This window comes from Propionibacterium sp. oral taxon 192 str. F0372 (genome assembly GCF_000413315.1).
Lineage (GTDB): Bacteria > Actinomycetota > Actinomycetes > Propionibacteriales > Propionibacteriaceae > Brooklawnia.
The window spans coordinates 243920-270207 of sequence record NZ_KE340298.1 but is presented as its reverse complement, the minus strand read 5'-3'; the positions used below and the strand labels follow the sequence as shown (position 1 = coordinate 270207).

Annotated in this window: 23 protein-coding genes; 13 read left to right on the top strand and 10 right to left on the bottom strand. The window is 60.5% G+C overall.

Annotation, left to right across the window (positions count from 1 at the left end; all coding sequences use genetic code 11):
- The first annotated feature begins 8 nt into the window (after positions 1-8).
- The 7 genes from tatC to era all read left to right on the top strand — a co-directional run bounded on the left by tatC (position 9) and on the right by era (position 6449).
- Entirely contained in the window at positions 9-977 is a 969-nt protein-coding gene (tatC, locus tag HMPREF1531_RS12485) for a twin-arginine translocase subunit TatC (RefSeq protein ID WP_016670325.1), read from the top strand.
- On the top strand, positions 970-2208 hold the full coding sequence (gene tgt / locus HMPREF1531_RS12480) for a tRNA guanosine(34) transglycosylase Tgt (RefSeq protein ID WP_016670324.1): 1239 nt from the start codon (positions 970-972) through the stop codon (positions 2206-2208). Before tatC ends, tgt begins: the two co-directional genes overlap by 8 nt.
- Before the next feature lie 66 nt (positions 2209-2274).
- Entirely contained in the window at positions 2275-2715 is a 441-nt protein-coding gene (locus tag HMPREF1531_RS12475; RefSeq protein WP_036899663.1) for a DUF5709 domain-containing protein, read from the top strand.
- Between the two features lie 168 nt (positions 2716-2883).
- Positions 2884-3816 (top strand): PhoH family protein, encoded by a 933-nt coding sequence (locus tag HMPREF1531_RS12470; protein WP_016670322.1) that lies wholly within the window; start codon positions 2884-2886, stop codon positions 3814-3816.
- The gene (gene ybeY, locus HMPREF1531_RS12465) at positions 3813-4262 is read left to right on the top strand and encodes an rRNA maturation RNase YbeY (RefSeq protein WP_016670321.1); all 450 of its coding nucleotides are present in this window, start codon (positions 3813-3815) and stop codon (positions 4260-4262) included. The genes HMPREF1531_RS12470 and ybeY overlap by 4 nt, the downstream gene beginning before the upstream one ends.
- Positions 4259-5533: a hemolysin family protein gene (locus tag HMPREF1531_RS12460; protein WP_016670320.1), complete on the top strand. Its 1275-nt coding sequence runs from the start codon at positions 4259-4261 to the stop codon at positions 5531-5533. The genes ybeY and HMPREF1531_RS12460 overlap by 4 nt, the downstream gene beginning before the upstream one ends.
- Entirely contained in the window at positions 5514-6449 is a 936-nt protein-coding gene (gene era / locus HMPREF1531_RS12455) for a GTPase Era (protein ID WP_016670319.1), read from the top strand. The genes HMPREF1531_RS12460 and era overlap by 20 nt, the downstream gene beginning before the upstream one ends.
- Before the next feature lie 105 nt (positions 6450-6554).
- Here era and HMPREF1531_RS12450 read toward each other — a convergent pair whose 3' ends face one another.
- Together HMPREF1531_RS12450 and HMPREF1531_RS12445 are read right to left on the bottom strand one after the other, a co-directional pair.
- Entirely contained in the window at positions 6555-7643 is a 1089-nt protein-coding gene (locus tag HMPREF1531_RS12450; RefSeq protein ID WP_036899499.1) for a thioester domain-containing protein, read from the bottom strand.
- A gap of 241 nt (positions 7644-7884) precedes the next feature.
- On the bottom strand, positions 7885-9357 hold the full coding sequence (locus tag HMPREF1531_RS12445; protein WP_016670317.1) for a mannitol dehydrogenase family protein: 1473 nt from the start codon (positions 9355-9357) through the stop codon (positions 7885-7887).
- Between the two features lie 332 nt (positions 9358-9689).
- Between HMPREF1531_RS12445 and leuA the strand changes: the two genes are divergently transcribed.
- Both leuA and HMPREF1531_RS12435 read left to right on the top strand, forming a co-directional pair.
- A complete protein-coding gene (gene leuA / locus HMPREF1531_RS12440) occupies positions 9690-11444 on the top strand; it encodes a 2-isopropylmalate synthase (protein WP_016670316.1) in 1755 nt (584 codons plus the stop codon).
- Between the two features lie 43 nt (positions 11445-11487).
- Positions 11488-12582 (top strand): VanZ family protein, encoded by a 1095-nt coding sequence (locus tag HMPREF1531_RS12435; RefSeq protein ID WP_016670315.1) that lies wholly within the window; start codon positions 11488-11490, stop codon positions 12580-12582.
- Here HMPREF1531_RS12435 and HMPREF1531_RS12430 read toward each other — a convergent pair.
- Positions 12516-13169, bottom strand: a complete 654-nt coding sequence (locus tag HMPREF1531_RS12430; protein WP_016670314.1) for a TetR/AcrR family transcriptional regulator — start codon at positions 13167-13169, stop codon at positions 12516-12518. The two genes, HMPREF1531_RS12435 and HMPREF1531_RS12430, sit on opposite strands and share 67 nt — an antisense overlap.
- 37 nt (positions 13170-13206) lie before the next feature.
- On the opposite strand from HMPREF1531_RS12430, the gene HMPREF1531_RS12425 reads away from it, so the two are divergent.
- Together HMPREF1531_RS12425 and HMPREF1531_RS12420 are read left to right on the top strand one after the other, a co-directional pair.
- A complete protein-coding gene (locus HMPREF1531_RS12425; protein ID WP_016670313.1) occupies positions 13207-14226 on the top strand; it encodes an alpha/beta fold hydrolase in 1020 nt (339 codons plus the stop codon).
- Between the two features lie 42 nt (positions 14227-14268).
- Positions 14269-15147: a sulfurtransferase gene (locus tag HMPREF1531_RS12420; RefSeq protein WP_016670312.1), complete on the top strand. Its 879-nt coding sequence runs from the start codon at positions 14269-14271 to the stop codon at positions 15145-15147.
- Between the two features lie 155 nt (positions 15148-15302).
- Here HMPREF1531_RS12420 and add read toward each other — a convergent pair whose 3' ends face one another.
- The 4 genes from add to HMPREF1531_RS12400 form a co-directional block, all read right to left on the bottom strand.
- Positions 15303-16313: an adenosine deaminase gene (gene add / locus HMPREF1531_RS12415; protein ID WP_016670311.1), complete on the bottom strand. Its 1011-nt coding sequence runs from the start codon at positions 16311-16313 to the stop codon at positions 15303-15305.
- Between the two features lie 28 nt (positions 16314-16341).
- A complete protein-coding gene (locus tag HMPREF1531_RS12410; RefSeq protein ID WP_016670310.1) occupies positions 16342-18111 on the bottom strand; it encodes an adenine deaminase C-terminal domain-containing protein in 1770 nt (589 codons plus the stop codon).
- 13 nt (positions 18112-18124) lie between these two features.
- Positions 18125-19543: a purine-cytosine permease family protein gene (locus tag HMPREF1531_RS12405; protein WP_016670309.1), complete on the bottom strand. Its 1419-nt coding sequence runs from the start codon at positions 19541-19543 to the stop codon at positions 18125-18127.
- A gap of 581 nt (positions 19544-20124) precedes the next feature.
- Positions 20125-21276, bottom strand: coding sequence for a hypothetical protein (locus HMPREF1531_RS12400; RefSeq protein ID WP_036899496.1), 1152 nt, complete (start codon positions 21274-21276; stop codon positions 20125-20127).
- 260 nt (positions 21277-21536) lie between these two features.
- Here HMPREF1531_RS12400 and HMPREF1531_RS12395 point away from each other — a divergent pair, with 260 nt between their 5' ends.
- The gene (locus HMPREF1531_RS12395; protein WP_016670307.1) at positions 21537-22061 is read left to right on the top strand and encodes a hypothetical protein; all 525 of its coding nucleotides are present in this window, start codon (positions 21537-21539) and stop codon (positions 22059-22061) included.
- Between the two features lie 70 nt (positions 22062-22131).
- Here HMPREF1531_RS12395 and HMPREF1531_RS12390 read toward each other — a convergent pair whose 3' ends face one another.
- Positions 22132-23112 (bottom strand): hypothetical protein, encoded by a 981-nt coding sequence (locus tag HMPREF1531_RS12390; RefSeq protein ID WP_016670306.1) that lies wholly within the window; start codon positions 23110-23112, stop codon positions 22132-22134.
- A gap of 80 nt (positions 23113-23192) precedes the next feature.
- Positions 23193-23987, bottom strand: coding sequence for an isoprenyl transferase (locus tag HMPREF1531_RS12385; RefSeq protein ID WP_016670305.1), 795 nt, complete (start codon positions 23985-23987; stop codon positions 23193-23195).
- A 95-nt stretch (positions 23988-24082) separates the two neighbouring features.
- Between HMPREF1531_RS12385 and recO the strand changes: the two genes are divergently transcribed.
- A complete protein-coding gene (gene recO / locus HMPREF1531_RS12380; RefSeq protein WP_036899490.1) occupies positions 24083-24820 on the top strand; it encodes a DNA repair protein RecO in 738 nt (245 codons plus the stop codon).
- A gap of 4 nt (positions 24821-24824) precedes the next feature.
- Here recO and HMPREF1531_RS12375 read toward each other — a convergent pair whose 3' ends face one another.
- Positions 24825-26117, bottom strand: a complete 1293-nt coding sequence (locus HMPREF1531_RS12375; protein ID WP_016670303.1) for a S1C family serine protease — start codon at positions 26115-26117, stop codon at positions 24825-24827.
- Positions 26118-26288: the final 171 nt, after the last annotated feature.

The following is a 26288-nucleotide window of genomic DNA, read 5'->3' as shown; positions in this document are numbered from 1 at the left end:
CCTACCGGATGGCTGAGGTGGGTTTACCGGTCGAGGACAGTCTGTCAACCGGTCGTGACCGTCGTAGACGACGGGACTCCAGGGGCTCCCGCACATCGTTGCGGGAGCGTCTTGCGTGGTTGCGCCCCCCCGAATTCGACGAGAACGGGGCGATGAGTATCTGGGATCACCTGCGGGAGATCCGCTACCGGCTGGTGATCTCGGTGCTTGCGATCGTCGTCTTGTTCATCATCGCCTTCGTCTTCTACCAACCCATCGTCGAGGCGATCATGCACCCTTATCAAGTGGCTGCTGCAGCGGTGCAGGCCAGCAACCCCGATGCCGAGATCCAAGTGGTGAACTCTGGTGTTGCTTCGCCGATGTTGTTGGCCCTCAAATCGGCCGGTTTGGCAGCAGTGATCGCAGCCTGTCCAGTGTGGATTTACCAACTGTGGGCTTTCATCGTGCCAGGCCTGCTGAAGAATGAGCGCAAGATTGCCCTGCGATTCCTGCTGTCGGCCATACCCTTGTTCCTGATCGGTGTGGCCGTCGGCTACATCACCCTTCCAAAAGCCTTCGAGTTCATGCTGGGTTTCACCGTGGCCGAGGCGGGGGTGGCGAATCTCCAGGATCTCAACGAGTTCCTTTCTTTGGAGATGCGTATGCTGCTGGTCTTCGGGGTTTCTTTCCTGCTGCCGGTGCTGCTCGTCTTCCTCAACATGCTCGGGTTGCTCAAGTCCTACCAGTTGCGCAAGGCAAGAGTGGGGGCCATCTTCGGCTGTTTCGTCTTTGCAGCCGTTGCCACCCCATCCGGCGATCCTTTCTCCATGCTTGCCTTGTCGTTGCCGATGATGGTCATGTACTTGGTCGCGGAGTTCATCTGTCGCCGACGGGATGTGGCTGCGCTGAAAAAGCAGGTTCGCGAGGGATTCCTTACCCCTGAACAGGCCTATGCGACCCTCAACGGGAAGCTCGATGCCGAGGACGTGGATGACTGATCCCAAGGACTTCGGTTTTGAGATCACCAGCCGTGCCGACAATGGATTGGGGCGTACTGGAGTGATCCGGACCCCGCATGGCGAGATCTGCACCCCTGCCTTCATCGTCGTGGGCACCAAGGCGACGGTGAAGGCTGTGCTGCCAGAGGCGGTCCAGGAAATCGGCGCCCAGGCTGTGCTAGCCAATGCCTTTCACCTTTACCTGCAGCCTGGTTCCGGTCTCATCGACGAGGCCGGTGGACTGGGGCGGTTCATGAACTGGGACGGCCCGACCTTCACCGATTCTGGTGGATTCCAGGTGATGAGTCTTGGCGTCGGGTTCAAGAAGGTACTGGCGATGGACGTCACTGGCATGCAGAACGACGAGGTGATCGCCGCCGGGAAACAGAGACAGGCGCATGTCGACGATGACGGGGTGACTTTTACATCCCCGGTCAATGGTGACCGGCACCGGTTCACCCCCGAGGTATCGATGCGGGTGCAGCATGAACTTGGGGCCGATATCATCTTCGCCTTTGACGAGTTGACCACTTTGATGAACACCCGCACTTACCAGGAAACCTCCGTCGCCAGGACCCAGGCTTGGGCTCAGCGCTGTCTAAATGAGCACCACACGCTGACCCAAGCACGCAGACACCGGCCCTACCAGGCGTTGTTCGGGGTGGTGCAGGGCGCTCAGTACGAGGATCTGCGTCGTAGGGCATGCCGTGGACTGCTCGATACTTCCTGCCAGGGGTGGGGCTTCGATGGCTACGGCATCGGCGGAGCCATCGAGAAACAACGCCTGGGAGAGATCGTCGGCTGGTGTTCCGAGGAACTTCCGGAGGACAAGCCACGGCATCTGCTGGGAATCTCGGAGCCGGATGACCTGTTCGCCGGGATCGCAGCCGGCGCCGACACCTTCGACTGCGTCAACCCCTCACGAGTGGCCCGCAATGCGGCCATCTACACCGATGAGGGACGCTACAACGTGGACACCTCGCGCAATCGGCGTAATTTCCGTCCCCTGGCCGAAGGCTGCGCCTGCTATACCTGCACCCACTACACTCGTGCCTACCTGCACCACTTGTTCAAGGCCAAAGAGATGCTTGCCTCGACCCTGGCCACGATCCACAACGAGTACTGGACCGTGCATTTGGTCGACACCATCCGGGAGGCCATGGAAGCCGGCGATTTCGAGGCCTGCCGTACCGAGACCCTGGGAAGGTTCTACGCCGGCACCCGCCGCTGAGGCAACAGGCCCGCCGAGGTCTTGGAAATGGCCGTGCCGGGATGGGGATGGTGGCAGTATCTGGACATGAGTGAACACACCGCATTCAATGACGAGACAGTCGATTCCTCCGAGCAATTGGACCAATTGTCCCAAGCGGATTCGCTGATCGACCGGGGGATCGATGACGTGCTTGACGAGGGATACACCCCACCGGACCACTGGTCACCTGCCCAGGGGTACGGCAATACTGCTGCTGAGATGGCTCGTGGGGAGACCATCGACCAGCGGCTGGTGCAGGAGGTCCCCGAGCCGGATCCTGCGAAGGACAAGGGGCCGTGGAATCCCAATGCCGAACCACGGCAGGTGGGATCAAAGCGGGCCGGTCGTTTGGTGGGCACTACCGGAGGCAGCGCCGAAGCCGTTGCATCCGATGTCGGTATCGACGGGGCAGCTGCCAGTGCGGAGGAAGCCGCCATGCACATCATCGACGAGGACGACCTCGCCCGCACGGGGGAGGATGACTGAGACTCCACGCGCCAAGGGAGAACTGGAGCATCTGCTCAGGTAGGATCGTCCCATTGATCAGGGAGGACCGTTCTGAGTACGAACAGCCACAGCGCAGTCACCGTCGCGCCCGAACCGGAGAGCGGCCCGAGAACCGAACGTACGGTCGTCGTCCCGCGGTCCATCAACATGGTGCGGGTTGTGGGGCCCGGCGACGAGTTCCTGAGGGTCTTGGAAAGAGACTTGTCTGCAGATCTGCTGGTGCGCGGAAATCAGATCACCATCTCGGGAGAAGCCGATGAGGTGGCTCGTGCGGTCGAGGTGCTGGGCGAGATGATCACGATCATCCGGACAGGACAGGGGCTCAACGTCGAGTCCGTCGCCAAGGTGATCGCCATGACAACCGCTGATCATGATGAGTCGGCTTCCCAAGTACTCACCCACACCATCCTGTCGTCGAGGGGCAAGGCGATACGGCCCAAGACGATGAATCAGAAGCGGTACGTGGATGCCATCGACGCCCACACCATCACCTTTGGGATCGGCCCGGCCGGCACCGGCAAGACCTACTTGGCAATGGCCAAGGCAGTCCAGTCCTTGCAGGCCAAGAAGGTCTCACGCATCATCCTCACCCGTCCGGCCATAGAGGCGGGGGAGAAGCTGGGCTTTCTGCCCGGAACCCTCACCGACAAAATCGACCCCTATCTGCGCCCGTTGTATGACGCTCTGCACGAGATGCTTGATGCCGAATCGCTGCCCAGGCTGCTCACCGGTGGGGTCATCGAGGTGGCGCCCTTGGCCTATATGCGGGGACGGACTCTCAACGACGCCTTCATCATCCTCGATGAGGCGCAGAACACCTCGACGGAACAGATGAAGATGTTCCTCACCAGGCTGGGATTCAACTCGCGGATCGTCGTCACCGGCGACATCACCCAGGTCGACCTGCCCGGCGGGCAGCGTTCCGGGCTACGAGCCGTACGGACCATCCTCGACGGGGTCGACGACATCGCCTTCTGTAATCTCACCAATCGCGACGTGGTGCGCCACCAGTTGGTGGGCCGCATCGTTGCCGCCTACGACCGGCACGCCTCGCTGCAGCACCAGGAGAACGATCGATGATCGAGATCAACAACGAATCCGGGGTCGAGGTGGATGAACTCGGCGTTTTACAGCTGGCGGAGTTCGCCTTGAAGAGCTTGCGCATCCACTCTGCAGCAGAACTCGCGATTTTGTTCGTCGACGAGGATGCGATGACTGATTTGCACGTGCGGTTCATGGATCTTCCCGGGCCCACCGATGTGATGAGTTTCCCGATGGATGAACTGCGAGCTCCCGAGGACGGAGAGGAGCCTCCTCGAGGAGTGCTCGGTGACATCGTTATCTGTCCACAGTTCACCTCCGCCCAAGCTCCCGAGAACGGCCGAGACCCGCACGAGGAGATCGAATACCTGCTCATCCATGGATTGTTGCACCTACTCGGTCACGACCATGCCGAGCCAGCGGAGAAGGCGGTCATGTTCGGACTCAACGACCAGATCATTGCCGATTGGCGGCGCCGGAAATGACTGCTGGCGACTGGCTGATGGTCGCCATCGCCGTGGTGGCGACCATTGCTGCCGCGGTGTTGGCGGCCGCCGAGGCGGCTCTGATGCTGATGACTCCGAAACGAGCCGAACGGATGGTGGCAGAGGGTGCTCCGGGGGCTGCGGCGATCCAGCAGTTCGTCGAAGACCCAGCCCCGGAGATGACCGTCACTCATTTTTTGCGCAGTCTATGTGAGGTGTCGGCGACGGTACTCGTGGTGGCTGTCATCTTCGATTCGTTGTCTGCGGGAGCGGCCGATATCTGGGTATCTATCCTGCTTATGGTGGTGGTCGCCTTCATCGCCTGGGGGGTTGCTCCTCGCACCTTGGGACAACAACACGCCGAACGGGTTGCCGGCTGGTGCGTTCGCCCGCTGTCGGTCGTGGCCACCGTGCTGTGGCCGATGAATCAGCTGCTCATCTGGATCGCCAATGCGATCACCCCGGGGCGTGGCTATACCGACGGTCCGTTCATCGCCGAGGCAGAGAAAATCGCCGAGGCTTCCGAAGGAGAACGGGAGATGATCAACTCGGTTTTCGAGTTGGGCGATACCATCACCCGCGAAGTAATGGTGCCTCGCACCGACATCGTCTGGATCGCCGCGGACAAGACCTTGCGCCAAGGCCTGTCACTTGGACTGCGCTCCGGTTTCTCCCGGATCCCGGTGGCAGGGGAGGATTTGGACGATGTCGTCGGGATTGTCTACCTGAAGGATTTGATGAAACGGATCTTCGACCATCCGGAGGCAGAACGCAGGGAGACCGTGGCATCGGTGATGCGACCCGCGCATTTCACTCCGGACTCCAAACCCGTCGACGATCTGCTCAAAGAGATGCAGGTCACTCGCAATCACCTGTCCATCGTCATCGACGAATTTGGCGGTACTGCTGGATTGGTGTCCATTGAGGATACGGTCGAGGAAATCGTCGGTGAGATTACCGACGAGTACGATGCTGAGCCCGACTTGGTGGAGGAGATCGAACCGGGGAAGTGGCGGGTTTCCGCGCGAATGTCTATCGATGACATGAGTTCGTTGTTCGGCTTGGACCTCGACGATGAGGATGTCGAGACCATCGGCGGGCTGATGGCAAAGGAACTCAATCGTGTCCCGATTCCCGGGGCGCATATCTCGTGGAACGGCTTGGAGATCACGGCAGAGAAGACCACAGCCCGCCGTCACCAGATCGACACCGTTCTGGTGAGCCGCGCTACCACCGGTGAAGGAGCAGTCGATGACCAGTCAACTGAATGAAGACTTCCGTTCCGGTTTTGCCTGCTTCGTGGGGCGTCCCAATGCAGGCAAGTCCACCCTGACCAATGCCCTGGTGGGGCAGAAGGTGGCGATCACGTCTTCGAAGCCGCAGACTACCCGTCATGCGGTGCGCGGCATCATATCGCGTCCGGATGCCCAGCTCGTGCTCATCGATACCCCCGGGCTGTCAAAACCCAGGTCGCTGCTTCAGGAGCGGTTAAACGATCTCGTGTACGCCACATGGTCGGAGGTCGATGTGATCGGGGTTGTCTTCGCATCGAATCAGCATATCGGGCCAGGTGATGAATATCTGGTGAAGGAACTCTCCGAGCTACCGCAACGACCCCGGCTCATGGCGATCTCCTCGAAGACGGACTTGGTCTCGCCGATCAGAATCGCCAAACAGCTCACCGAGATTGCTGAGTTGGAAGATAAATTTGGTATCACGTGGGAACACGTGGTGCCCTGCTCCTCAATGGACATGGATCAGGTCGACGAGGTGGCAGACGCTTTGGTCTCGATGCTCGATGTGGGCCCTGCCTGGTACCCCGACGGTGAGGTCACTGATGAACCGATCGAGACCCTTGTCGCCGAGCTCATTCGAGAAGCCGCTTTGGAGAGAGTTCGTGACGAGTTACCGCACTCTATAGCTGTCGAGATTGATGAGATGGGTCTGCGTGAAGGCCGCCCAGAAGACCGTCCATTGCTCGACATATACGCATCGCTGGTGGTGGAACGTGAGTCCCAGAAACCGATCATGATCGGTCGAGGGGGAGAACACATCAAACAGGTCGGTACGCAGGCTCGACGCCAGGTCTCTGCTCTGCTCGGCACCCCGGTGCACTTGGATCTCAAGGTGAAGGTGATCCGCGAGTGGCAGCGAGATCCGAAGGCACTCAATCGTCTGGGATTCTAATCCTGTTCCCCGACGAGATTGCTGGTTCGGGAAATCGGTGGGGAAGACAAGTGGGTGGTGGGAAAACCCACCACCCACTTCATTGTCTCCCTGACTTCTCCGGAATCAGGCACCCGTCTTCGGCAACTTCCGAGGGCCGCTCTGTGCCTGGGAGGTTGTTGGATCAGGCGTGGGTGTCACGCTCGGGGTCGGCGTGGGTGTCACACTCGGGGTCGGCGTGGGTGTCACGCTCGGGGTCGGCGTGGGTGTCACGCTCGGGGTCGGCGTCGGCGCAGCGTTCCACTTCACGGACAGATTGGCCGAGGCATGAGCCTCCTCGCTGCTGACGATGACGATCGTCTGGGCGCGACCCGAGTTTGAGACCAGCAGATTGCCTGCGTACTTCGCACCAGTCACGTCGAAGGACAGGGTTGCCTCGCCAGCTGGGGTACCGGCAGGAACCTTGACGAATAGATCGGTACGGGTCGGGACCGCATTCGGATCGACCGCCTTGCCTTGGCCGTCGACCAACGGGTAGTTGGAGGCTGCGACCTTGACAGTGGACGCCGTCGACTGAACCCTGATCGGGCCGATCATCTTGCCAGCAACACCGACATCATCCGGACCGGTGACCGAGACGGTGGGGCCATCGGTCTGCTCAAGACCGGTATTGGCTGGACCGCTCAGGTAGTTGACCAGCTGCTGGATCCGGTTTGCGGTCTCCGGCGAGACCTGATCGACGACGCCGTCATACGACAGCCCGTCGGTCAGCATCCACAAGGCGGCTTGGGAGGCCGAGATGGCTTCCTTCTCGGTCAGGCCCGCGATGCCAGAGGTGGCGCGGAGCTTCTCGATGCTCATCTGGGGGTAGGTGTTGTTGGCGATCCAGGCGACCTTGGCACGTACCTTGGCGTCGGTCTTGAAGGCATTGTCGCCCGGGAACTCGTCCCAGCCAACCATCTTCATACCGTGGTCGTAGCGGTGGCTGACCCGGGACTCAATGCAGTAGGCCCGGATCGGCTGGCTGTTGGGGCCGGTCAGGATCCGGAAGAGATCAGCACGGATGTGCCGCCCGCCGAAGTTCAACCGGTAGCCATTGTCATCCTGTCCGGAGGGAGCCGACCGTGGGTACCCATCCGGGAATTTCGGCAGGTCGGCGTGGGCGGGCTGACCGAAGGCCAACATCATCATCAAGGCCGCGACCAGGGTCGCCATGAGCGACCTGACCGGCGTCAGAACGCCCGTGTTTTCGTTTCTTCTCCCCATAGAACACTCCCACTAGGTGGTTCGATACATTGCTGTATGGAAGAGTAGCCCTCTGCAAGCCCAAGTAGAAGAGATTTAGGGGCGAATCAGGTTACGGTCCCGTAACGGATTGCAGAGTTGTTGAAAAGGGAACCGGCTATGCAACACTTCGCGTGACCAGTCCCCCTGTGGACGAGGATCGTGCAGAGGTTCACGACAGGGCTTCTGCGGCTGCCTTTTCCACCCCATCGGTGGTGATGATCCGGATGAACTCGGCGACCCGATCGGTGAACTCCTGGTGCGCACCCAACTCTTCGGGGAAGAAACCTCCGGTCATGATGCGCTCGACGTGCTCGTGAATATCCTTGGCACCCGCGGTCAACTTCGCCAGGTTCTTGCGCTGCGGTTCGTCCATCGCGTCGGCGATCTCGCCAGGATCGAAGCCCTCGGGAGCTGCCACGCAGGCGATCCATGACGCGGTCGTCAACGCCATCTGGTGGGGCATCTGGCCCATCCTCAGCATGCGCAGAGCCGGTTCGGGGATGCGTTGGACGAGTTTGGCTGAACCATCGGAGCCGACGCGAAAGGTTTTGTCGCCCAGGGCGTGGTTCTGCCAACGGTGGGACAACTGGGTGATGTAGGCATCGGCGTCGAAGCCGGTAGGCAGCTCGATGGAGGGCAGGTATTCGTTGTGGATCGCTGCGTCCACGCAGTTGGCGATCCACTGCCGGTCATGCGCTGAGGGGATCGTCGGAGAGCCCGACAGCCCGCCGAGGTAGGAGATCAGCGAATGAGAACCATTGAGCAGGCGCAGCTTCACGAGCTCGTAGGCCTCCACCTCATCGGAAAAGGTGACCCCGTTGGCATGCTCCCAGGCGGGGCGTCCGGCAGCGAATTGGTCCTCAATCACCCACATGGTGAAAGCCTCGGCAGGCACCGGGGATTCGTCGCGCAGTCCCAGGATCTCCTCGACCTGGGACCTGGTCTGGTCATTGGTGCCCGGGACAATCCGGTCGACCATGGCATTCGGGAAGCTCACCTGGGTGTCGACATAGTCGAGGACCTTGTTGTCAGCGCCTGCTGCGACGAGGAACTGCAAAGTCATGTCGCGGGTGGTGCTCCCGGCGGACTGCATGTTGTCGCAGCTCAGAACGGTGAGCGGGGCCGCTGATTCCCGGGCGCGCTTGGCAAGACCCCAAGCGAGTTGGGCCAGCGGCGCAGTGGCTGCCTCAGGTCCGGTCAAGCCCGGGGCGATCTCCGGTGAGCCGGTAACCAATTTGCCGCTGTTCGAATCCTTGTTGTAGCCCTTCTCCGTGATGGTGAGGGTAATGATCCGGTGAGCGGGATCGGCGATTTCATCAATCACCTCACCGGGCTGCTCCGAGGCAACCAAGTATTTGCGGTGGACGTCGACCAACTGGACGTCGGCTCCCTCGGGTGACAGTTGGAGGACTGAATACCAGTTGTCCTGGGCGGTCATCGAATCGATGATGCGCCGGGAGCGGTTCGCCACGCCAACGATGCCCCAGTCCCCATCCTCGGCGGCCATGGCTTGGGCGGTGTTCACGGCCGCGTGCGCCCGATGGAACTGGCCGATCCCCAGGTGCACGATCCCGGTGCGGTCGGGTGCGGACGCGCCGATCTGGCGTTCGCGGGGAGCATTCGTCGAGTTCAGCGTCGGCATCAAAGTTCACCTGTTCGGGTTGTTGCGTGTCCGCGGATGACCTGTTCGTCGAACCACGGTGTGTGCTGTCAGGCACACCGTTATGGCCAATCATTGCGGGATCACTTGGCGCACACAATCAGGTTTCACCGGTTCCCGAGGTGCGAGAAACCCTCCTGGAATGGACAGAGCCCGGGCCGTGCCACGCGCTTGGGTAGAATCGTTGTCGTGGCTCGACCGATGGCTCTGCTTCTTCGTCGCCGCAGCGAGACTCTTTGAGGCAGTCTCCTCGCTGCGGCTCCTCGACCTGTTCGGCTGCCACCGCCAATCCGATCCCATGCCGAGGAACAACCATGTCCAATCATCCGAAGCCCAAAACTATCGCCCAACCGCGACCTGTCCAGCAGCCTTCACCGATGCCATTTCGGCGCTATACGCCCTTCGCTCCAGTGAGCTTGCCTGATCGCACTTGGCCTGACAAAAGACTTACCGCAGCCCCGCGGTGGCTGTCCACGGACCTGCGCGACGGCAATCAGGCCCTCATCGACCCGATGACCCCCTCCCGCAAGCGCAAGCTCTTCGATCTGTTGGTAGCGATGGGGTACAAGGAGATCGAGATCGGTTTTCCGGCGGCTTCCCAGACCGATTTCGACTTTGTGCGTTCCCTCATCGAGGATGGGGCAATTCCCGGCGACGTGACCGTCTCGGTACTCACCCAGGCTCGTCCCGATTTGATCGAGCGCACTGCCCAGTCCCTCATCGGACTCAAGCGCGGCACCATCCATCTGTACAACGCCACTGCTGAACTGTTCCGCCGTGTTGTGTTTCGCATGGATGAGCAGGAATGCAGACAACTTGCCAAGGACGGTACCCGGTGGGTCATCGAGGCTGCTGAGAAGTACCTGCCCGACATGGAGTTTGGCTACGAATATTCTCCGGAGATCTTCACCCAGACCCCCACCGATTTCGCGGTCGAGGTGTGCAATGGGGTGATCGAGGTCTGGCAACCCGACGCCGAACGGGAGCTCATCCTCAATCTCCCGGCCACGGTCGAGATGTCCACTCCGAACACCTACGCTGACCAGATCGAGTATTTCTGCCGCAATATCAACTGCCGGGAGCACGTGGCGGTCTCCCTGCATTGCCACAACGACCGCGGCACGGGCGTGGCTGCCACTGAACTGGGGCTGATGGCCGGAGCGGACCGGGTTGAAGGTTGTCTGTTCGGGCACGGCGAACGGACTGGCAATGTTGACTTGGTCACCTTGGGCATGAACCTATACACCCAGGGGATCGACCCCGGTATCGACTTTTCTCGTCTCGACGAGGTGCGCCGGACCGTTGAGTACTGCACCGGCATGCCGGTGCCTGCCCGTCAGCCCTATTCCGGTGATCTCGTCTACACGGCTTTCTCCGGATCCCATCAGGATGCGATCAAGAAAGGTCTGGAGGATCTCCAGGCTAAGGCCGATAAACAACGACTCGATCTGCACGAGGTTGCTTGGCAAGCCCCCTACCTGCCAGTGGACCCGCATGACGTTGGGCGCACCTATGAGGCCGTGATCCGGGTCAATTCCCAGTCGGGAAAGGGTGGCATGGCTTACCTGATGAAGACCGACCATGCCCTCGACCTGCCTCGTCGGTTGCAGATGGAGTTCTCCAGGGTAGTCCAACAGCACTCGGACACCGAGGGCGGTGAGGTATCTAGCGAGCAGTTGTGGGCTATCTTCTCCACCGAATACTTGGAACGGGAGACCCCGATCGACGTACACGGGTTCACTCTGCGCTCAAATAAGGCCGGTGCTTCGGTGATTGAGGCCGAAATCACCTTTGAAGAGGTTGACCGTACGATCAGTGGAGAGGGCAATGGCCCCGTCTCTGCCTTCATTGATGCGTTGAGTTCGGTGGGTGTCCAGGTGCGTGTTCTGGATTACACCGAACACGCGATGACCACCGGTGGTGACTCACGCGCCGCAGCCTATGTCGAGTGCGAGGTGGAGAACGGGGAGACACAGATCGTCTGGGGTGTCGGCATCGACCCGGACATCACCACTGCTTCACTGAGAGCAATCGTCTCTGCGGTCAACCGGTTCCGCACCAACCACTGAGTCGTGGTGCCGTCGTTCGACGGTACTGGGGAAGGAGAAATGCGTGCTTGAGCGGGCCGTGACCTCACTATATGTCGGCGGGATCATTTCGGCCCTGGCCTTTGTGCCGCTGCTCATCTGGCAGTACCGCAGGTACGGGCGCCCGGCTCCCGGTCGTATGGTGTGGACAGCGATCGTCTTCGTTTATGTGACGGCCTTGATTGCCTATACCTTGTTCCCGATGCCGGACATGAGTGGCGACTACTGTGCCACTCATCCGGCATCGGTGGTGCTTGATCCAAGAGTCTATTTTATCGAGATGGCCGAGAACCTGGCTGGGATGGGTCTCAAGGAGATCCTGCTCAGCTGGGATGTCCTCCAGATGATGTTCAACGTGGCGCTGTTCATCCCACTCGGGGTAATTTTCTCCGACTTCCTGGTGATCAAGGCACGATTCGGGATTCCGCTAGGACTGGCCAGTTCGCTGTTGGTCGAGCTTACTCAGTACACCGCTAACTGGGGGCTTGCAGACTGCCCGTACCGGGTTGCCGATGTCAATGACCTCATCACCAACACCACCGGGACTGTTATCGGTTATCTGGTGGCATTGATGATTCCCCGCTTCGTCGCGCGTCCGGAGTACCTGCGCAAGCGCCGCCATCGGGCTGCCCCGGTCACTCGGATGCGGCGATGGACTGGGATGGGGCTGGACCTGTTCTTCTGGGTCTTTGCGTGGGGTGTCGTCTACGCGACATGTGTGGTCATTGTTGGCGTGCAGGCACAACTTGGTGGTACCCAGTTCATTGGTGACCCTTCATGGTGGGTTTGGATCTTCGCTGTCAGTGGGGCCGTCGTCGGAGCGCTGCTCGTGTGTAGTTCCGCATTCACCTTTACGGGTGCCTCCTGGGGGCAGCGGGTGGTCTGGTTGCGCCCCGTGGCCGCATCCAGATGGCGCATCGTTGTTTCTCGTTTGGCAGTCCAAGGGGCCATGGTTCTCGTTCTGGTGGTGCCCGGTTGGCTCTTCGGTACCGTGGTGATGGTGTGGCTGGTCGCCGATTTCTTGTCGGTCATCTGGCGTCGCGAGGGGCTGTCCTATCTGGTCACCGGATGCCGGATCGTTGACTCCCGAGCCACGGTCGGCGATGAGCCAGGGGAGTGATTGCGGAGGTGTCCGGCGCAGTGGTCCAGAACGTCGGCCAAGGCCTCGTGCAGCATGGTTTCGGCTGATGTAGTGGTCAGCGTGCCGAGGAAGACTCCCTGCGCTGCACCATCGGCGAGGGCGACTAATTCGACAGCACGCTGCCGGGCATCGGTCAACTCAGGGCTTTGGGCAATCAGGCACTGGGTGACTTTCGCGAGGAGACCCCGACGGGCATCCGCGAGAAATTCTCTGATCCACTCGTCAGTGGCGCTGGCCGCCAGATAGGCGAAGTGGACCGACATCCCGGACCGGGATTGTGCTGCCGGGGCTAGCTGGTGGGTCAGCAGGGTCCACAACGTGATGGGATCGCTGGGATCGCCCAAGGCCTCGGGATTCGCGGCTTGCGCACCCTCCACGAGAGCTACGACGCTGGCGTGGATGAGTTTTTTCTTGTCACTGAAGTAGTGCTGGATCCGACCGGGGGACACTCCTGCGGCTTGGGCCACCGTTCGGATGCTGACCCCCTGCAGGCCACGTTCCGCGATGACGGTCCATACCCCGACCAGGATCGCTGTCTTCTTGTCATTCGGATCGTGAGGAAACATATTGACACGATATCAATACGAATGTATTGTCGCATGCATGCAATACAACCGTATTGGAGCCAATGGGTATGCCGAACACAAGCACGTCGGCAAACGCATGGGTCTGAGACGAAAAATGCGCTGGGCTGTTGGTGGCGCACTGCTGGCATTGGTCATCGGCATGCTCTTCGAACAGCCGCAGGTGGGGCATTGGCGAAGCGAGACCGATCGCAACGAGTATCAGAGCGCTTATCAGGAACTCATCGCCAGTCTTGGCGGGCCAGACGAGACGATCGACATCGCCACCTCGCTTGGAATCGTCCATGTCAATGTGTGGCATGCCACAGGCGATGGTGCTCCTGTCATGCTGCTGCCGGGGCGCAGCAGCGGATCTGCCATGTGGGTGGAGAACATCCGTGAATGGAGAGGCAAGCGTACTGTCTACGCACCGGATCCTATGGGTGATGCCGGATTCTCGGCCCAGTCGGTTCCGTTGGCCACCGTCCACGATCAGGCGAAGTGGGTCGCCGAGACGATCGAAAATCTAGGAAAGGGGCCCGTGCACCTAGTTGGGCATTCCTTCGGGGGGTCGGTGGCGGCCATCGCCGCAGCGGACCATCCAGATCTGGTCGCATCGGTGAGTTTGATCGAGCCGGTCTTCGTCATCGAGAATCCACCTGCCTCGATGATGTTCTGGGCCAGCCTTACGTTGCTTCCCATCCCACAGTCTTGGAAGGATCATGCCTTGGGCCGGGTCGCAGGCACCGAGATCCGCAGTGATGCGAAGGAGCCCATGGCACGACTAATCCGTTCGGCCGGCGCGGGTTACTCTGCTGAATTGCCTACTCCACAGCGATTCACCGACGAACAGTGGAGAAATCTGCAGGTCCCGATGCGGCTAGACATCGCGGGGGACTCGAAACTCGCGGGAGGGCAACGGGCCATCGATCGGATCAAGGCCCTCGTGCCGCAGGCGCAGACACGACTGTGGCCCGGCACCACCCACTCCCTGCCGATGGAGGCCCGGGAGGAATTGGGTGTCGCCTTGGACGAGTTCTGGAGCGACAATGAGCGGTGACAGGCAACAGCCGTCAATGCGGGTCCAAACAGGAGGAGATCCATGGTCAGCTCGGATGTGAGTACTCCAGGACAGAGCGTTTCGCCCCTTGTCACTCCCAGTGAACTGGCTGATCTTCTGATGCAGCAGAGGCCACCGGTCATCCTCGACGTGCGCTATCCGGGACCTGGGTCCGAGGCAGATGGCCACGCACAGTATGTGGCGGGCCATGTGCCCACAGCGGTCTTCCTGCCTTTCGACGGGGTGCTCTCTGGTCGGTGCGTTCCGGGCGTCACGGGACGCCATCCCTTCCCGGAACCGGAGACCTTCCAAGCAGGAATGCGGGCAGTGGGGGTCAGTGCCTCTCGCCCGGTCGTGGTCTACGACGACTGGAAGTCGATCGCTGCGGCCCGGGCCTGGTGGATGTTGTGCTGGGCAGGGCACAAGAACGTTCGGGTCCTTGATGGCGGATGGCGTGCCTGGGTGGGATCTGGGGCCCCAATCAGCGAAGAAGACACGGTGGTGGCTCCCGGTGATTTCACGGTCTCTCCCAGCGGGCGCACCCTCATAGATGCTGATGGAGCGGCACAGCTTGCACAGCATGCAATCTTGATCGATGCCCGGCCTGCCGACAGATTCCGGGGGCAGGGGGAGACCATCGATCCCGTCGCTGGGCATATCCCCGGAGCGGTATCCTTGCCCGCACTCGATCTGGTGAATGCCCAGGGACGCTTCTTGCCCGCATTGGAACTCATCACCCGGTTCGTAGCCCTCGGTGTCCAGGATGATACCGAGGTTGGTATCTACTGCGGCTCTGGTATCCAGGCCTGCCACGTGGCATTGGCAGCCCAAATATGCGGGGTCTGCGATGACCCCGCGATCTACATGGGTTCCTGGAGTGAGTGGATCACCGATCCTCGCAGACCAACCGAACGTGGCTGAGCCTCAAGACATCCCGAACAGTTGGGCCCCGGCTCTTCCGGTAGCGAGATCCGTGGGCCACTATGCGTGGCTTCGTTATGCAGCAAACCGACGCACCGGGTCTAGGAAGGGGAGGGTGGGAGCTCGACACTGTTGCTCCCGTCCCATCCAACTGGTCAGTTACGGGAAAGTACCTCGTCGATCTCGGCACGGATTGCGGCTTTGAGATCCAGCGGTGCCCAGGAGATATCTACCGCGTTGCGTGACAGCTGCGCCAAGAAAGCGTTGTCTACCTTGCCTTCGTCAGCAACGAGTTGGAAGTTTTCGGCGATGTAGCCACCGAAATAGGCTGGGTCATCGGAATTGATGCACACCTTGACCCCCTTGCTGACGAGTTCGGTCACCAGCTCGATCTTGGAGCCATCGGAGACCCAGGTGTTGGAGATCGGGCAGGATGTCAGCCCGATGCCCTTGTCGGCCAGCACCTCGACCAGCGCGGGATTTTCCAGCACGTTGGTACCGTGGTCGATTCTGGCGACTTGGATGTCCTCAATTACCTGTCGGATGTGCTCAATGGAATCCTTGATGTCTACGTCGCAGTGCATGGTCAGCAGGTAGCCCTCCTGGCGGGCTCGGGCGAAGACCTCGGTGAATTTGGCCGGGGCGTTGCCGGTCTCATCTGAATCCAGACCCACGCCCAGGATCCATGCCTTGTAGGGCAGGGATTCCAACAGCGTCGCCATGGCGTACTCGGCCTGGAAATCACGAAGGAAGCACATGATCAGGTTCGATCGGATGCCCAGATTCTTCTCCGCCTCTAACTGGGCGCGGCGCAGGCCGTGAATCACTGTGTCGAAGCTCACGCCGCGGCAGGTATGTGCTTGCGGGTCGAAGAACATTTCCACGTACCGGACGTTCTGTGATGCGGCCTTGGTCAGGTAGGCCATCGCCAGGTCATAGAAGTCCTCGGCAGTGCGCAGCACGTTCATGCCGTCGTAGTAGCTGGTCAGGAAGGAGGCCAGGTCGTTGAAGTTGTAGGAGGCCCGAACCTCCTCGACGGTGGAGTGGGTGAGCTGGATGCTGTTGCGTTCGGCGAGAGCGAATTTCAGTTCGGGCTCTAGGGTGCCCTCAATGTGTAGGTGCAGTTCCACCTTGGGAAGGTCGTTGACGAAGGTGCTGATCTCCATGGGTTCCTCCTTGGTCTATCGAATTCGGTCAGTCAATGGTGCTGGAGATAACGGGCGGGGTGACGACGAAGTTCACGCAGTCGATGAGACCGAGGTCGGTGATCGCCCATTCTGGTATGGAGGTGATGAGCAGGAACATCAGCTGGGTAAAGGGGGAATCCAGGGTGGATCCCAGCTCGGTGCGTGCAGCCTCGTCCATGACCTTTTCGGCAGCCTCCATCTGTTCGGCTGTCAGATCGGCGACGATTCCGCACACCGGTAGCGGTAGGGATGCGATCACCGTGCCATCCTTGACCACCACCAGTCCACCATCTTGGGCTGCGACCGCGTTGATGGCCGCTGCCATGTCGGTGGCATTGGTGCCGGCTACGACGATGTTGTTGTCATCGGGGGCATTTGAGGTGGCGATGGCCCCGGTCTTCAACCCGAACCCTTTGATGAAGGCCACCGGCAGGTGGTCAGTTTTTCCATAGCGCTCGGCGACGGCCACCATGATGGTGTCCTTTTCTATCGAGGGCTGGACGATACCGTCAATGACATCAAGGGTGACCTGCTCGCCGGGCCGGTGGAAGACGACGTCCTTGGACAAGACGATGGTTTGGACTAGGGCTTTAGTGCCTTGGGCGGTGACCTTGATCCGTTCGGGATCGACCTTGGCAAGGCCAGCGAAGGTATTCGACATGATGGCCGGACGCTGTGGGGGAGCCGGGGTAACCAGTGATTTGTTGTCGTGGGCTACCACGCGTCCGCCGGTGATGACGGTCTGTGCCCGGAAATTCTCCAAAGAGTCGGTGAAGATGATGTCTGCGTACCGACCAGGTGCGATGCAACCGATCAGGTGATCGAGGCGGAACATGCGGGCGGTGTTCACAGTGGCCATCTGGATGGCATCCATGGCAGGCACCCCCTGTTCGACCGCTAGGCGGATCACGTAGTCGAGGTGACCACGCCCAAGCACATCCGAGGCTGAGACATCGTCGGTGACGAAACCGATGCGGTGGGTGGGAGCACCCATCTCGGTGACCAGTTTGATGTTGTCGCGCAGCATTGGGGCGCCGACAGATTCCCGGATGAGGATGCTGATGCCGTTGCGCAGTTTCTCCAGTTCCTCCTCGGGGGAGTACGACTCATGGTCCAGCATGATTCCGGCGACGGCCTGCCCGGGGATGCGGCGGGCATCGGACAACGGGGCACAACCGAAGGCTTGGTGACGGTTGTGTTTGGCCATGTCGAGGGCCCCGAGGACCTCCTCGTCACCGTACTCGATCATCTCCTGGACTGTTTCCCAGATGCCGACGCATTCGGGCATGGTCTGGGCGATCTGATGTTCTGCGATGGCGAATCGATGTCCGACATTGGTCTCGGGAACGGTGTAGGGGGCCTTTGCGGGAGCTCCCCACCAGATGCGCATCGGACCGTCGATGGTCTCTGCGAGGGCTGCTTTGACGCCTTCGATGCCAGCCACGACCAAGGTCTGGTCGAGAGAGGAGACCACCGATGTGGTGCCGTAGCGCGAGACAAGGTCGGAGAACATGGTGACCGATAGCTTCGAACACTCGAGATGCAGGTGCCCGTCGATGAGGCCGGGGGTCATGAATCGTCCTGCTGCGTCGATGATCTTGGTGTCGGGGCCACGTTGGGCTTCCACATCGCCGACCTTGGCGATGAGCCCGTCGGCGATGGCAATGGCAGCGGGGTAGACCTCTCCGGTGATGACGTTGACCAGTTGACCGTTGTCGATGATGACATCTGCGTGGGCGCGGCCGTAGGCGACGTCCAGGACATGGCGATTAGGCATGATCGTTCCTGACTCAGTTAGTGGGCACCGTTGCGGTGCCGGTGCGGCTGGATGTGAGATAGACCACCCCGGCGACGACCATTCCCATGATGATGGCCAGATCGGGGGAGTGCGCAGGTTCTGCGGGAGACAACAATGCGGTGAGAGGGCCGACAAAGTAGCCGGTGTTGGCGAACAGGGCGGCTGCCAACACCCCGGCCAAAAAGGCGCCCATCCCCGGCCAATGGATACCGTTGCGCCCCCAGTACGGTCCACCATGCTCGTTGGCGAGCCCGGCCAGGTCGTACCTGCCGCGACGACGCCACCAGTCAATGAGGTAGACGGTGACCCATGGGGCGAGCCAGATTGACATGGACCCGACGAAGGCATTCAGCAAGGTGTAGAAGCTGGACTGCCATACGGCGACGATGGTGACGATCACGCACAGGATCGAGTCGATGACCACGATCATGATTCGTGGGGCATTGACCCCGGCCGTTTGCAGGTTCAGTCCCGACGAGTACAGGTTGGTCGAGTTCTGAGCCATCAGCCCGAGGGCCACTAGTAACAGGAATGGGAGCGAGAAGGCTGAGGGCAGCACGGCCGGCACAGCCAACGGATTGGTCAGATCCACCTCATCGCCCACAACCACCGTGGCCATTGCGGCTCCCAGTGTTTGCAGGAGCAGGTAGGGAACCAGGCCACCTGCCCCGGCCCAGAACCCGACTGCGACGGGCTTCGAATCAGACGGCAGATAGCGGGAGAAATTTGCGCCCGAAGGTGCCCAAGACAAGCCTCCGGACACGACCACCAGGGAGATCGCCGAGACCATGGTCATCACGTCGGACTGGGCGGTAGATGCTGTGACCTGGGTCTTGGGAACCACCAGGATTGCCAGCATCACGAAGGCGAGTGCGAAGATAACGGTCAGTACCGTTTGGATGCGCATCAGGAAGGCGTGACCGACCAGCGGAAGGACCATTTGTACCAAGCCGAGTAGGAGAATGGTCACGATTCGGGTGACTCCCGACAAGTCCACCCCGGCCAGGGCGAACAAAGATTCAACAGCGTAGTAGACCAATACTAGGCCACCGGCTTCGAAACCGAGACACATGAGCCAGGACAAGACGCCGTTCATACGCGCCCCATTCGGGCCGAAGGCCGACCGGGAGATCGTGATGGTGGTGGTTCCCGTGGTCGGGCCCTGCACGGAAGTGAGCCCCAGCAGGGGATAGGCGATGAGGTTGCCTACCACGATCGCAGCTATCGCCTGCCCAAAGGACAGCCCGAAGGTGAGTACTAGTAAGGCGCCATAGGAAACCGTGAAGATGTTCGTCGTCGTGCCTGCCCACAAGAAGAACAATCCGGAGGGTGATCCGTAGCGTTGAGACGGGGGTACGAGGTCGATTCCTCGTTGTTCGAGGGCCGAGGAAGCCTCGATGGGACCTGACATCTCTGTCTCCTGCGTTGACGTAGGTGCCCAGCCGAACTGGGTTGGGGTCCTGGTGACACACCATGCGCGGTCGGGTGACCGACGGCATCTGAACCCTAGTACCGACCAGCGTCCGCAGGGCAGCCTGTTGCCATCTATGACCAATATCGTCAGCATGAGCAATACGTTGCTCACTGGATTGGCGAAGAACCTGAGCAGACCCGCGAACGGGCCCTGGACGGTACCCAGGAAACTCGGGCAGACTTGCTGCTGCGAGTCCAAGCATCTGCGCCGAGATAGCGGATTTGAGACTGAAAACCTCGTCGATGAATGCTCAGAGCTAAGTAGAGGTCCATGAGGATCCGTGCGGTGGTGAGCACCTTGCGAGCAACGGGTGGTGACGATGCCATCAGCGTGGACGATGGTGGCCGAGGTGGGATCACGTGCTTTGCGTGTTAAAGATTGAAATTTTCATTGAACTATCAGCAGTCGTGAATCCAGTGCTGTCTCTCGGAGAGAAAAAGAAGTTCCGTCGGCAGCGAAACGCAGTGGTCGGGAAACCAGGATACGGTAATGTGGTGTTGCTGGTGCTTGGGATAGCCTCATTTCCAGGTGACCTTGAGCTCGGGATCCAGCAGATTGAGAACTGGTCTGCCGAAATTGAAGCCGCGACCGTTGCCGACGAGGGTTCCGTGCTGGACGCCACTGGAAGTCTGGATGTTCGCTTCGAGTTCCATTGTGCCGAGTTCACTGCTCAACACGCTCAGGGTAGTGGGGTTTGACAGGTCTGGCGTCGGGGCGAGAACGTCCAGTTTCGCGTGGGCTTCGGCGGAGAGTTTCCGTATGATCGACCCGTCAATGAGTGCCTCACCATTGTCGAGATTATTTGGCAGTGCCGCCCCACATCCTGGGTCGATGGCCTTGGAGGCCACGCAGGCTTCGATGTCGCCCTTCACCTTGTCACGGAAGGTTCTCACAGCCTCTTCGGTCGGCCGGAGGTCCAGATCACTCTCCCCGAGGTAGGTAGTGGAGTCCTCGACTGTGAGAGTCGGTTGGGCCGTTTGCAAGTATGGGGAATTGAGAGCGACCTCGTAGGTGCCGGGGAACAGGAGAGGCTCCTCGGTGGCCGGGGTGGCTCCGTTCAAGGTGGGCTGCAGAGCCGACACGGCTTTGAGATTGATCTCACCGAGGCTCGAGGCGATCTTCGCACCTTCCGAGATATCCACGCTCAACTCCGTGCTCACCATGGTGCCCCCGATCTTGTAGCTGACCGGGACATCGACGGTGTACTCGTTCTCCAGTTCGGGCACGGTGGTGACTATGTCAGTGATCGGTGCCAATTGCTTGGAGCGATTCAGGACTTCATCGGTTAGCAGCGAGGTATCCGCGCCACTTAGATTGAGCTTTGAGGTGGCATCATTCGCCCTGCCCTCGGAGACCGCAGTCAGGTATTCCTTCACCGCATCGGCTGCAGCCTGCGCCTTCGACTTCTTAGCGCTGGTGACGACGAGAATGCTCGCGATGGCGGCGATGATGAGGACCAGAACGACACCGCCGATGATGAACAGTGGTTTCTTGCTCGGCTTTCTCGCCTCGGGCTGGTACCCCCAGGAGCCGTTGACTTGCTGGGTTGCCTGGCCCGGTATGGGTTGTCCCCACTGCGGAGTGCTGCCCTGGGGCCTGAAGTCCGGGGCCTGCAGTGGAACCGCTTGTCCTGTCGGCTGGGAGGACTGCGGGGTATTGGACATGCTCATGGATCTCCTCGTCTGGTCGAGTCATCGTCAACTCTAATGGCAGTGGGAATCGTGGGCCCTCCGAGTTCGTGCTCTGACCATGCAGACTGGACGCGGTCTGATGTCTTCCCCCATCTCATCGCAGCCCGGATGCGTGACAGGAGGACGGGTGGGGATCACGGTGTCGGCGGGTATCGAATCGCCTAAGATTTGACCATACTGGGCACCAACATGAAGTGCCCAACGGAGCTGATCGATCAGGTCGAGGAGAAGCTTTGGACATGAGCAGCGATATCCCGAAGCAGAGTTTGGTCCCCATCACCTTTCGTCGTCCCAACCGTGGACTGGCTGCTGCGGTCAGCAATCCACTCAACGTGGGGCTCAGCATGCTGCTGCCTTTATTCGTCTTCGTGGTACTCTCGGGCGGGAGTTGGACATGGTTCGTTCTCTATTTCGCTTTTCTGGCCATGAGCGAGGGCCGCCAGAAATTCCTGTCTACCCGTAGCCCGAGGGAGAGAACCATTCTTGTTCGCCCTGACAAAGCACAGGAAGCTCAGCTTGCCTTAGAGTCCGCGATGGAATCCAAGCATGCGGAGAAGGTCTGGAAGGCTGTCGGCAAGGCAACCGATTCCTTCGGCACGGTTGTGGATGAGAACTTCTATTCCTGGGTGGATGCCCAGGTCGCAGCGCTACCGGCGAATCGGCAGATCACCCCGGGAACCGCCGAGGAGACCGACTCATACGACTCCGAGACCGGTACTCGTACCACGTGGATCCAGCCGCCCCAGGACCGCGCCGGGCAATGACCGCTGCAGACCGGCAATCGGTCTGAGAGTCGCGGCCACGATGGTGTCTCGCGCATCTTTCCCATGAGGATCAGAAGCTCGGGGTTCCGTTCATCCCTTCATAGCGACGGCGGACGTCGGTGTACAAGGTCGTGGTAAAGATGGTCTGGAACGGAATGATGAGCACTTGGAAAGCGCAGTTGATGAATACTGCAAGGCCGACGATCCCGATCAGCGGTATGATTGCCGCGAGATCGATTTGACTTTGCAGTGTCGCCGTCGCCGACGGCGGGGTCTGGATGGTCGCCAAGTTTGAAGAAATGCTCGTCATAAAGTTGGTGAGCAATTGGATAATGCTGCTCGCTGCGGAAATGATCAGACTCACCGCTATGGTATAGCCCAAGACACGAAGCCCCTGTCCACGAGTGATCTGCCAACTGCGTTGCAGAGCGCTGACCGGCCCCAATGATTCGATCGCCATCACCTGGGCAACCAATCCGAAACGGGCGATGAAGACGAACTGCAGCCCAAACAGGGCAAGTACGAGAAGAACGGCGATGGCCATGGGCCACCCGCTCTCAAGGTAGATCGACAGCGCCACGATGGCCCCAAGGATCGCGTACCCGATGATGGCCATAATCATGATCAGGCCGACCGCTCCTGCGCTGCGGGCGAAGCTTCCCTTGGCATCCCGCATCACTGACCCCATTGTCGGAGCCCCGCCGCGATCGACTTGGACAGTGGCGACGCTGAGCAGCAGGACCGACCAGATGCTCACCACCCAGCACAGGTTGATCCCGATGAAGGAACCTACTAGGAAACTGATCACGAGTGGTGTGTTGACCGACGGCGCAGTATCGTACGCCCCGATCGAAGCAATCAGCGGAATGAACATGACGAGGCCAAAGGCGAACAGGACCGTGAAGACTACGGCGAAGAAGATTGCGGGTAGCACGGCTAGGCCGATGAATGTTTTGGGACGACGGCGATAGATCTCGAAGGAAGACGTGAAGACCTCCGACAGGCCGATCGGGTGGAACGGGATCACGGGAGTGGACATTTGGCGGGCCATGCTTTGAGCCTAGAGCCACTGGGGTCATCCTGGCTAGCTGAGATCCTCCTTGGTAAGGGTCGGTTCAAGGCAGTCCCTGATCACATGGGCGGGATGTGGTTGGGAATCGCGCCGCCGAAACGCCGGTCACGATTCACGTATCGCTCCACCGCAGACCACAGGTCTCGCCGGTCCCAGTCCGGCCAGAGCTTGTCCAGAAAGACATACTCCGCGTAGGCCGACTGCCAGATGAGAAAGTTCGAGGTGCGCTGTTCCCCGGAGGAACGCACAAACAGATCGACATCCGGGATGCTGGGCTCGTCCAGGTATCTGCGGAAGGACTCCTCGGTGATCTTCTCGGGGTTGATCCGTCCGCGCTTGGCGTCGGTGGCGATCGCGCGTACTGCGTCGACGATCTCTGCTCGCCCTCCGTAGTTGACGCAGAACTGCATGGTCAAGACATCGTTGTCTGCAGTTTGCCGTTCGGCCGTCTCTAATTCGCTGATCACCGAGCCCCACAGCCTGGGACGACGCCCCGCCCAGCGGACCTTTACCCCGAGGGTATCCAGGTCGTCGCGTCGCCGGTGGATGACATCGCGGTTAAATCCCATGAGGAATTTCACCTCGGTGGGATCACGCTTCCAGTTCTCGGTGGAGAAGGCATAGACGGACAGATATTTGATGCCTATCTCGATGGCCCCTTCGATCACCTCAAAGAGCACGGCCTCTCCGGCCTCGTGGCCCTTCGTACGGGGGAGTCCGCGTTGTTTGGCCCATCGTCCGTTACCATCCATCACGATGGCTACATGCTTGGGTAGTTCCCCGGTGGGAATCCTGGGCGGACGGGCGCCACTGGGATGCGGCGTGGGTAGGCGTTTGACGGGATGCGGATCCATGCCACGAGCGTATCGGCAGATTCGTTCACTAACGGCAGTACAACACGCTGTCCGTCTGCTCCCATACCTGCCGGGGAACGCGAGACAATGGCTTGGTGCCGACCTACCGAGACCAAGCAGTGGTGCTTCGTACCCACAAGCTTGGTGAGGCCGATCGGATCATCACGCTGCTCACCCGTAACCATGGCAAGGTCCGTGCCGTTGCACGCGGGATACGACGCACATCCTCGCGGTTCGGGGGCAGATTGGAGCCTTTCTCCCACGTCGATGCACAGTTTGCCACTGGACGAACCCTCGACTACGTCAACCAAGCTGAAACCTTGCATGCTTACGATGCGCCGCTGCGGGTCGACTACGCGTGTTTCACTGCGGGGGAAGTGATGGTGGAGACCGCCGACCGGCTTGTCTGCGAGGAGAGGGAACCCGCGCCATCCCAGTACCGGTTGTTGTTGGGGGCGCTACGCACCCTGGGCGAGGGGACACCTGAAGGCCCCAGGCCAGCTCGGATGATCCTTGACTCCTATCTGCTGCGCGCCATGGCGATCGCCGGTTACGCCCCGGCACTGGAATCCTGTGCTCGGTGCGGGGTGCCCGGCCCGCATGTCGGCTTCGCTCCCGAGGCGGGCGGCATGGTCTGTTCCGGATGCTGCCCGCCACGCACGGTGTTGCCCAGCCCCCGTGGGTGGGCACTGTTGTCGGCACTCATCTCGGGGGACTGGGCAGCCACCACGGTGCCTGAGGCGACGGCGCGTGAAGTCAGCGGCCTAGTGGCCGCATTTGCCTCTTGGCACCTGGACCATGGTTTGCGGTCCTTGGATCTCGTGGAGAATTGAAGAATCAGCGACTGGCTTGCTCCGGGGTCACATCGATGGAGATCTCTTTGCCGTTGCGCAGAACGGTCAGGGTAATCGGTTTGCCGACTTCGCCGGCCCGCACCATTGCTACCAAGGACTCGGTGGAAGGGGTCGCGTTCCCGTCCACCGCGGTGACCAGGTCGCCGACTTGCACCCCAGCTTTTTCGGCGGGAGAACCGGAAGTCACCTGAGTAACCTCGGCTCCCAGTGCACCGGTGCTCTTCTGGTCTTGTGCCGAGATCCCGATTTGCGCGTGCTGTACGGTGCCTGAGGCGATCAGCTGATCGGTAACGTATTTCACTTGCTTCGCCGGGATCGCGAAGCCCAGACCGATGTTGCCGGAACTTGACGAGGAATCCGATAGGGACGCGATGGAAGAGGTGATGCCTACCAGCTGACCGGAGGAATCCACCAGGGCACCGCCTGAGTTGCCTGGATTGATCGCGGCATTTGTCTGGATCGCGGCGGTCACCACGGCCTGGGAGGTTGCGGTGGGCTGCTGATAACGGGAGCTGCCCTGACCGGGAGATACCGCCTCGGTGGTCACCGGGCGATTCAATGCCGAGATGATGCCTGTGGTCACCGTGTCATCCAGTCCCAGAGGATTGCCGATAGCCATCACCTCCTGACCGACGACCAAGGAGTCGGAATCGGCGAATCCCATCACTTGGAGTTGTGCCGGAGGATCAACCAGCTTGATTACCGCCAGATCCGTCGTGGGATCGGTGCCCACCACCGTTGCCCGGTAGGAGGAATTGCCGAGGGTCACTGAAATCTCCGCGCCGGTGCCTGAGGAAGAGATCACGTGGTTGTTGGTCACCACATGCCCCGCCGAGTCGATAACCACCCCCGAGCCCCGAGAACTCGATCCATCGCTACCCGAGACATTGATGGAGACAACCGCTTGAGTGGCGGTCTTCGCCACCGTAGCCCAGTCGGTGGTGGTGCCCGATGCCTGCACGATTTCCGTGCGGGTTGTGGTGCTCGTCGATGAAGCTCCGGTTAGTTGTGAGTATCCCCATACCGAGGCTCCACCACCCAGGGCACCGGACAGAACCGCGGCGGCCAGCAACCCCGCGGTACGACCCCGCAGATTTGATCGCTTGGACAGGGTTTTGGTCAAGGAGGCTGATGCGGCGGAGGACGGCGCAGAGCCTGGGGAAGAGAAAGAGTTGCCGATGAACTGAGCGGCTCCGACGTGTCCATTCACTGGGCCACTGGGCGTGGTCGGTGGGGCGAATGCGGGACCTGTGGGCTGAGCGTCAGCGTTCGACATGATGATTCCTTTCGATGACCACGATGCAATCTTTACGACGACCACGATGCAACGCCTCGAACCTGTGCGGAAGCTGTGAGATCACAGTTTCCCAGCTGGACAGGGAATTCAACCGGTGGTGACCCCCAGACGATCCTGAGACGAGATGGGTTTCCGATCAGACCGTGGTTG

Bases quoted from the DNA above. Each gene is read 5' to 3' on its own strand.
- HMPREF1531_RS12400 (WP_036899496.1), bottom strand. From the start codon at position 21,276: ATGAGCATGTCCAATACCCCGCAGTCCTCCCAGCCGACAGGACAAGCG.
- HMPREF1531_RS12430 (WP_016670314.1), bottom strand. From the start codon at position 13,169: ATGTTTCCTCACGATCCGAATGACAAGAAGACAGCGATCCTGGTCGGG.
- HMPREF1531_RS12425 (WP_016670313.1), top strand. From the start codon at position 13,207: ATGCAATACAACCGTATTGGAGCCAATGGGTATGCCGAACACAAGCAC.
- tatC (WP_016670325.1), top strand. From the start codon at position 9: ATGGCTGAGGTGGGTTTACCGGTCGAGGACAGTCTGTCAACCGGTCGT.
- leuA (WP_016670316.1), top strand. From the start codon at position 9,690: ATGTCCAATCATCCGAAGCCCAAAACTATCGCCCAACCGCGACCTGTC.
- HMPREF1531_RS12470 (WP_016670322.1), top strand. From the start codon at position 2,884: ATGGTGCGGGTTGTGGGGCCCGGCGACGAGTTCCTGAGGGTCTTGGAA.
- tgt (WP_016670324.1), top strand. From the start codon at position 970: ATGACTGATCCCAAGGACTTCGGTTTTGAGATCACCAGCCGTGCCGAC.
- HMPREF1531_RS12460 (WP_016670320.1), top strand. From the start codon at position 4,259: ATGACTGCTGGCGACTGGCTGATGGTCGCCATCGCCGTGGTGGCGACC.
- HMPREF1531_RS12390 (WP_016670306.1), bottom strand. From the start codon at position 23,112: ATGGCCCGCCAAATGTCCACTCCCGTGATCCCGTTCCACCCGATCGGC.
- HMPREF1531_RS12450 (WP_036899499.1), bottom strand. From the start codon at position 7,643: ATGGCGACCCTGGTCGCGGCCTTGATGATGATGTTGGCCTTCGGTCAG.
- HMPREF1531_RS12395 (WP_016670307.1), top strand. From the start codon at position 21,537: ATGAGCAGCGATATCCCGAAGCAGAGTTTGGTCCCCATCACCTTTCGT.
- add (WP_016670311.1), bottom strand. From the start codon at position 16,313: ATGGAGATCAGCACCTTCGTCAACGACCTTCCCAAGGTGGAACTGCAC.
- HMPREF1531_RS12410 (WP_016670310.1), bottom strand. From the start codon at position 18,111: ATGCCTAATCGCCATGTCCTGGACGTCGCCTACGGCCGCGCCCACGCA.
- HMPREF1531_RS12445 (WP_016670317.1), bottom strand. From the start codon at position 9,357: ATGCCGACGCTGAACTCGACGAATGCTCCCCGCGAACGCCAGATCGGC.
- HMPREF1531_RS12385 (WP_016670305.1), bottom strand. From the start codon at position 23,987: ATGGATCCGCATCCCGTCAAACGCCTACCCACGCCGCATCCCAGTGGC.
- HMPREF1531_RS12405 (WP_016670309.1), bottom strand. From the start codon at position 19,543: ATGTCAGGTCCCATCGAGGCTTCCTCGGCCCTCGAACAACGAGGAATC.
- ybeY (WP_016670321.1), top strand. From the start codon at position 3,813: ATGATCGAGATCAACAACGAATCCGGGGTCGAGGTGGATGAACTCGGC.
- HMPREF1531_RS12475 (WP_036899663.1), top strand. From the start codon at position 2,275: ATGAGTGAACACACCGCATTCAATGACGAGACAGTCGATTCCTCCGAG.
- HMPREF1531_RS12375 (WP_016670303.1), bottom strand. From the start codon at position 26,117: ATGTCGAACGCTGACGCTCAGCCCACAGGTCCCGCATTCGCCCCACCG.
- era (WP_016670319.1), top strand. From the start codon at position 5,514: ATGACCAGTCAACTGAATGAAGACTTCCGTTCCGGTTTTGCCTGCTTC.
- HMPREF1531_RS12420 (WP_016670312.1), top strand. From the start codon at position 14,269: ATGGTCAGCTCGGATGTGAGTACTCCAGGACAGAGCGTTTCGCCCCTT.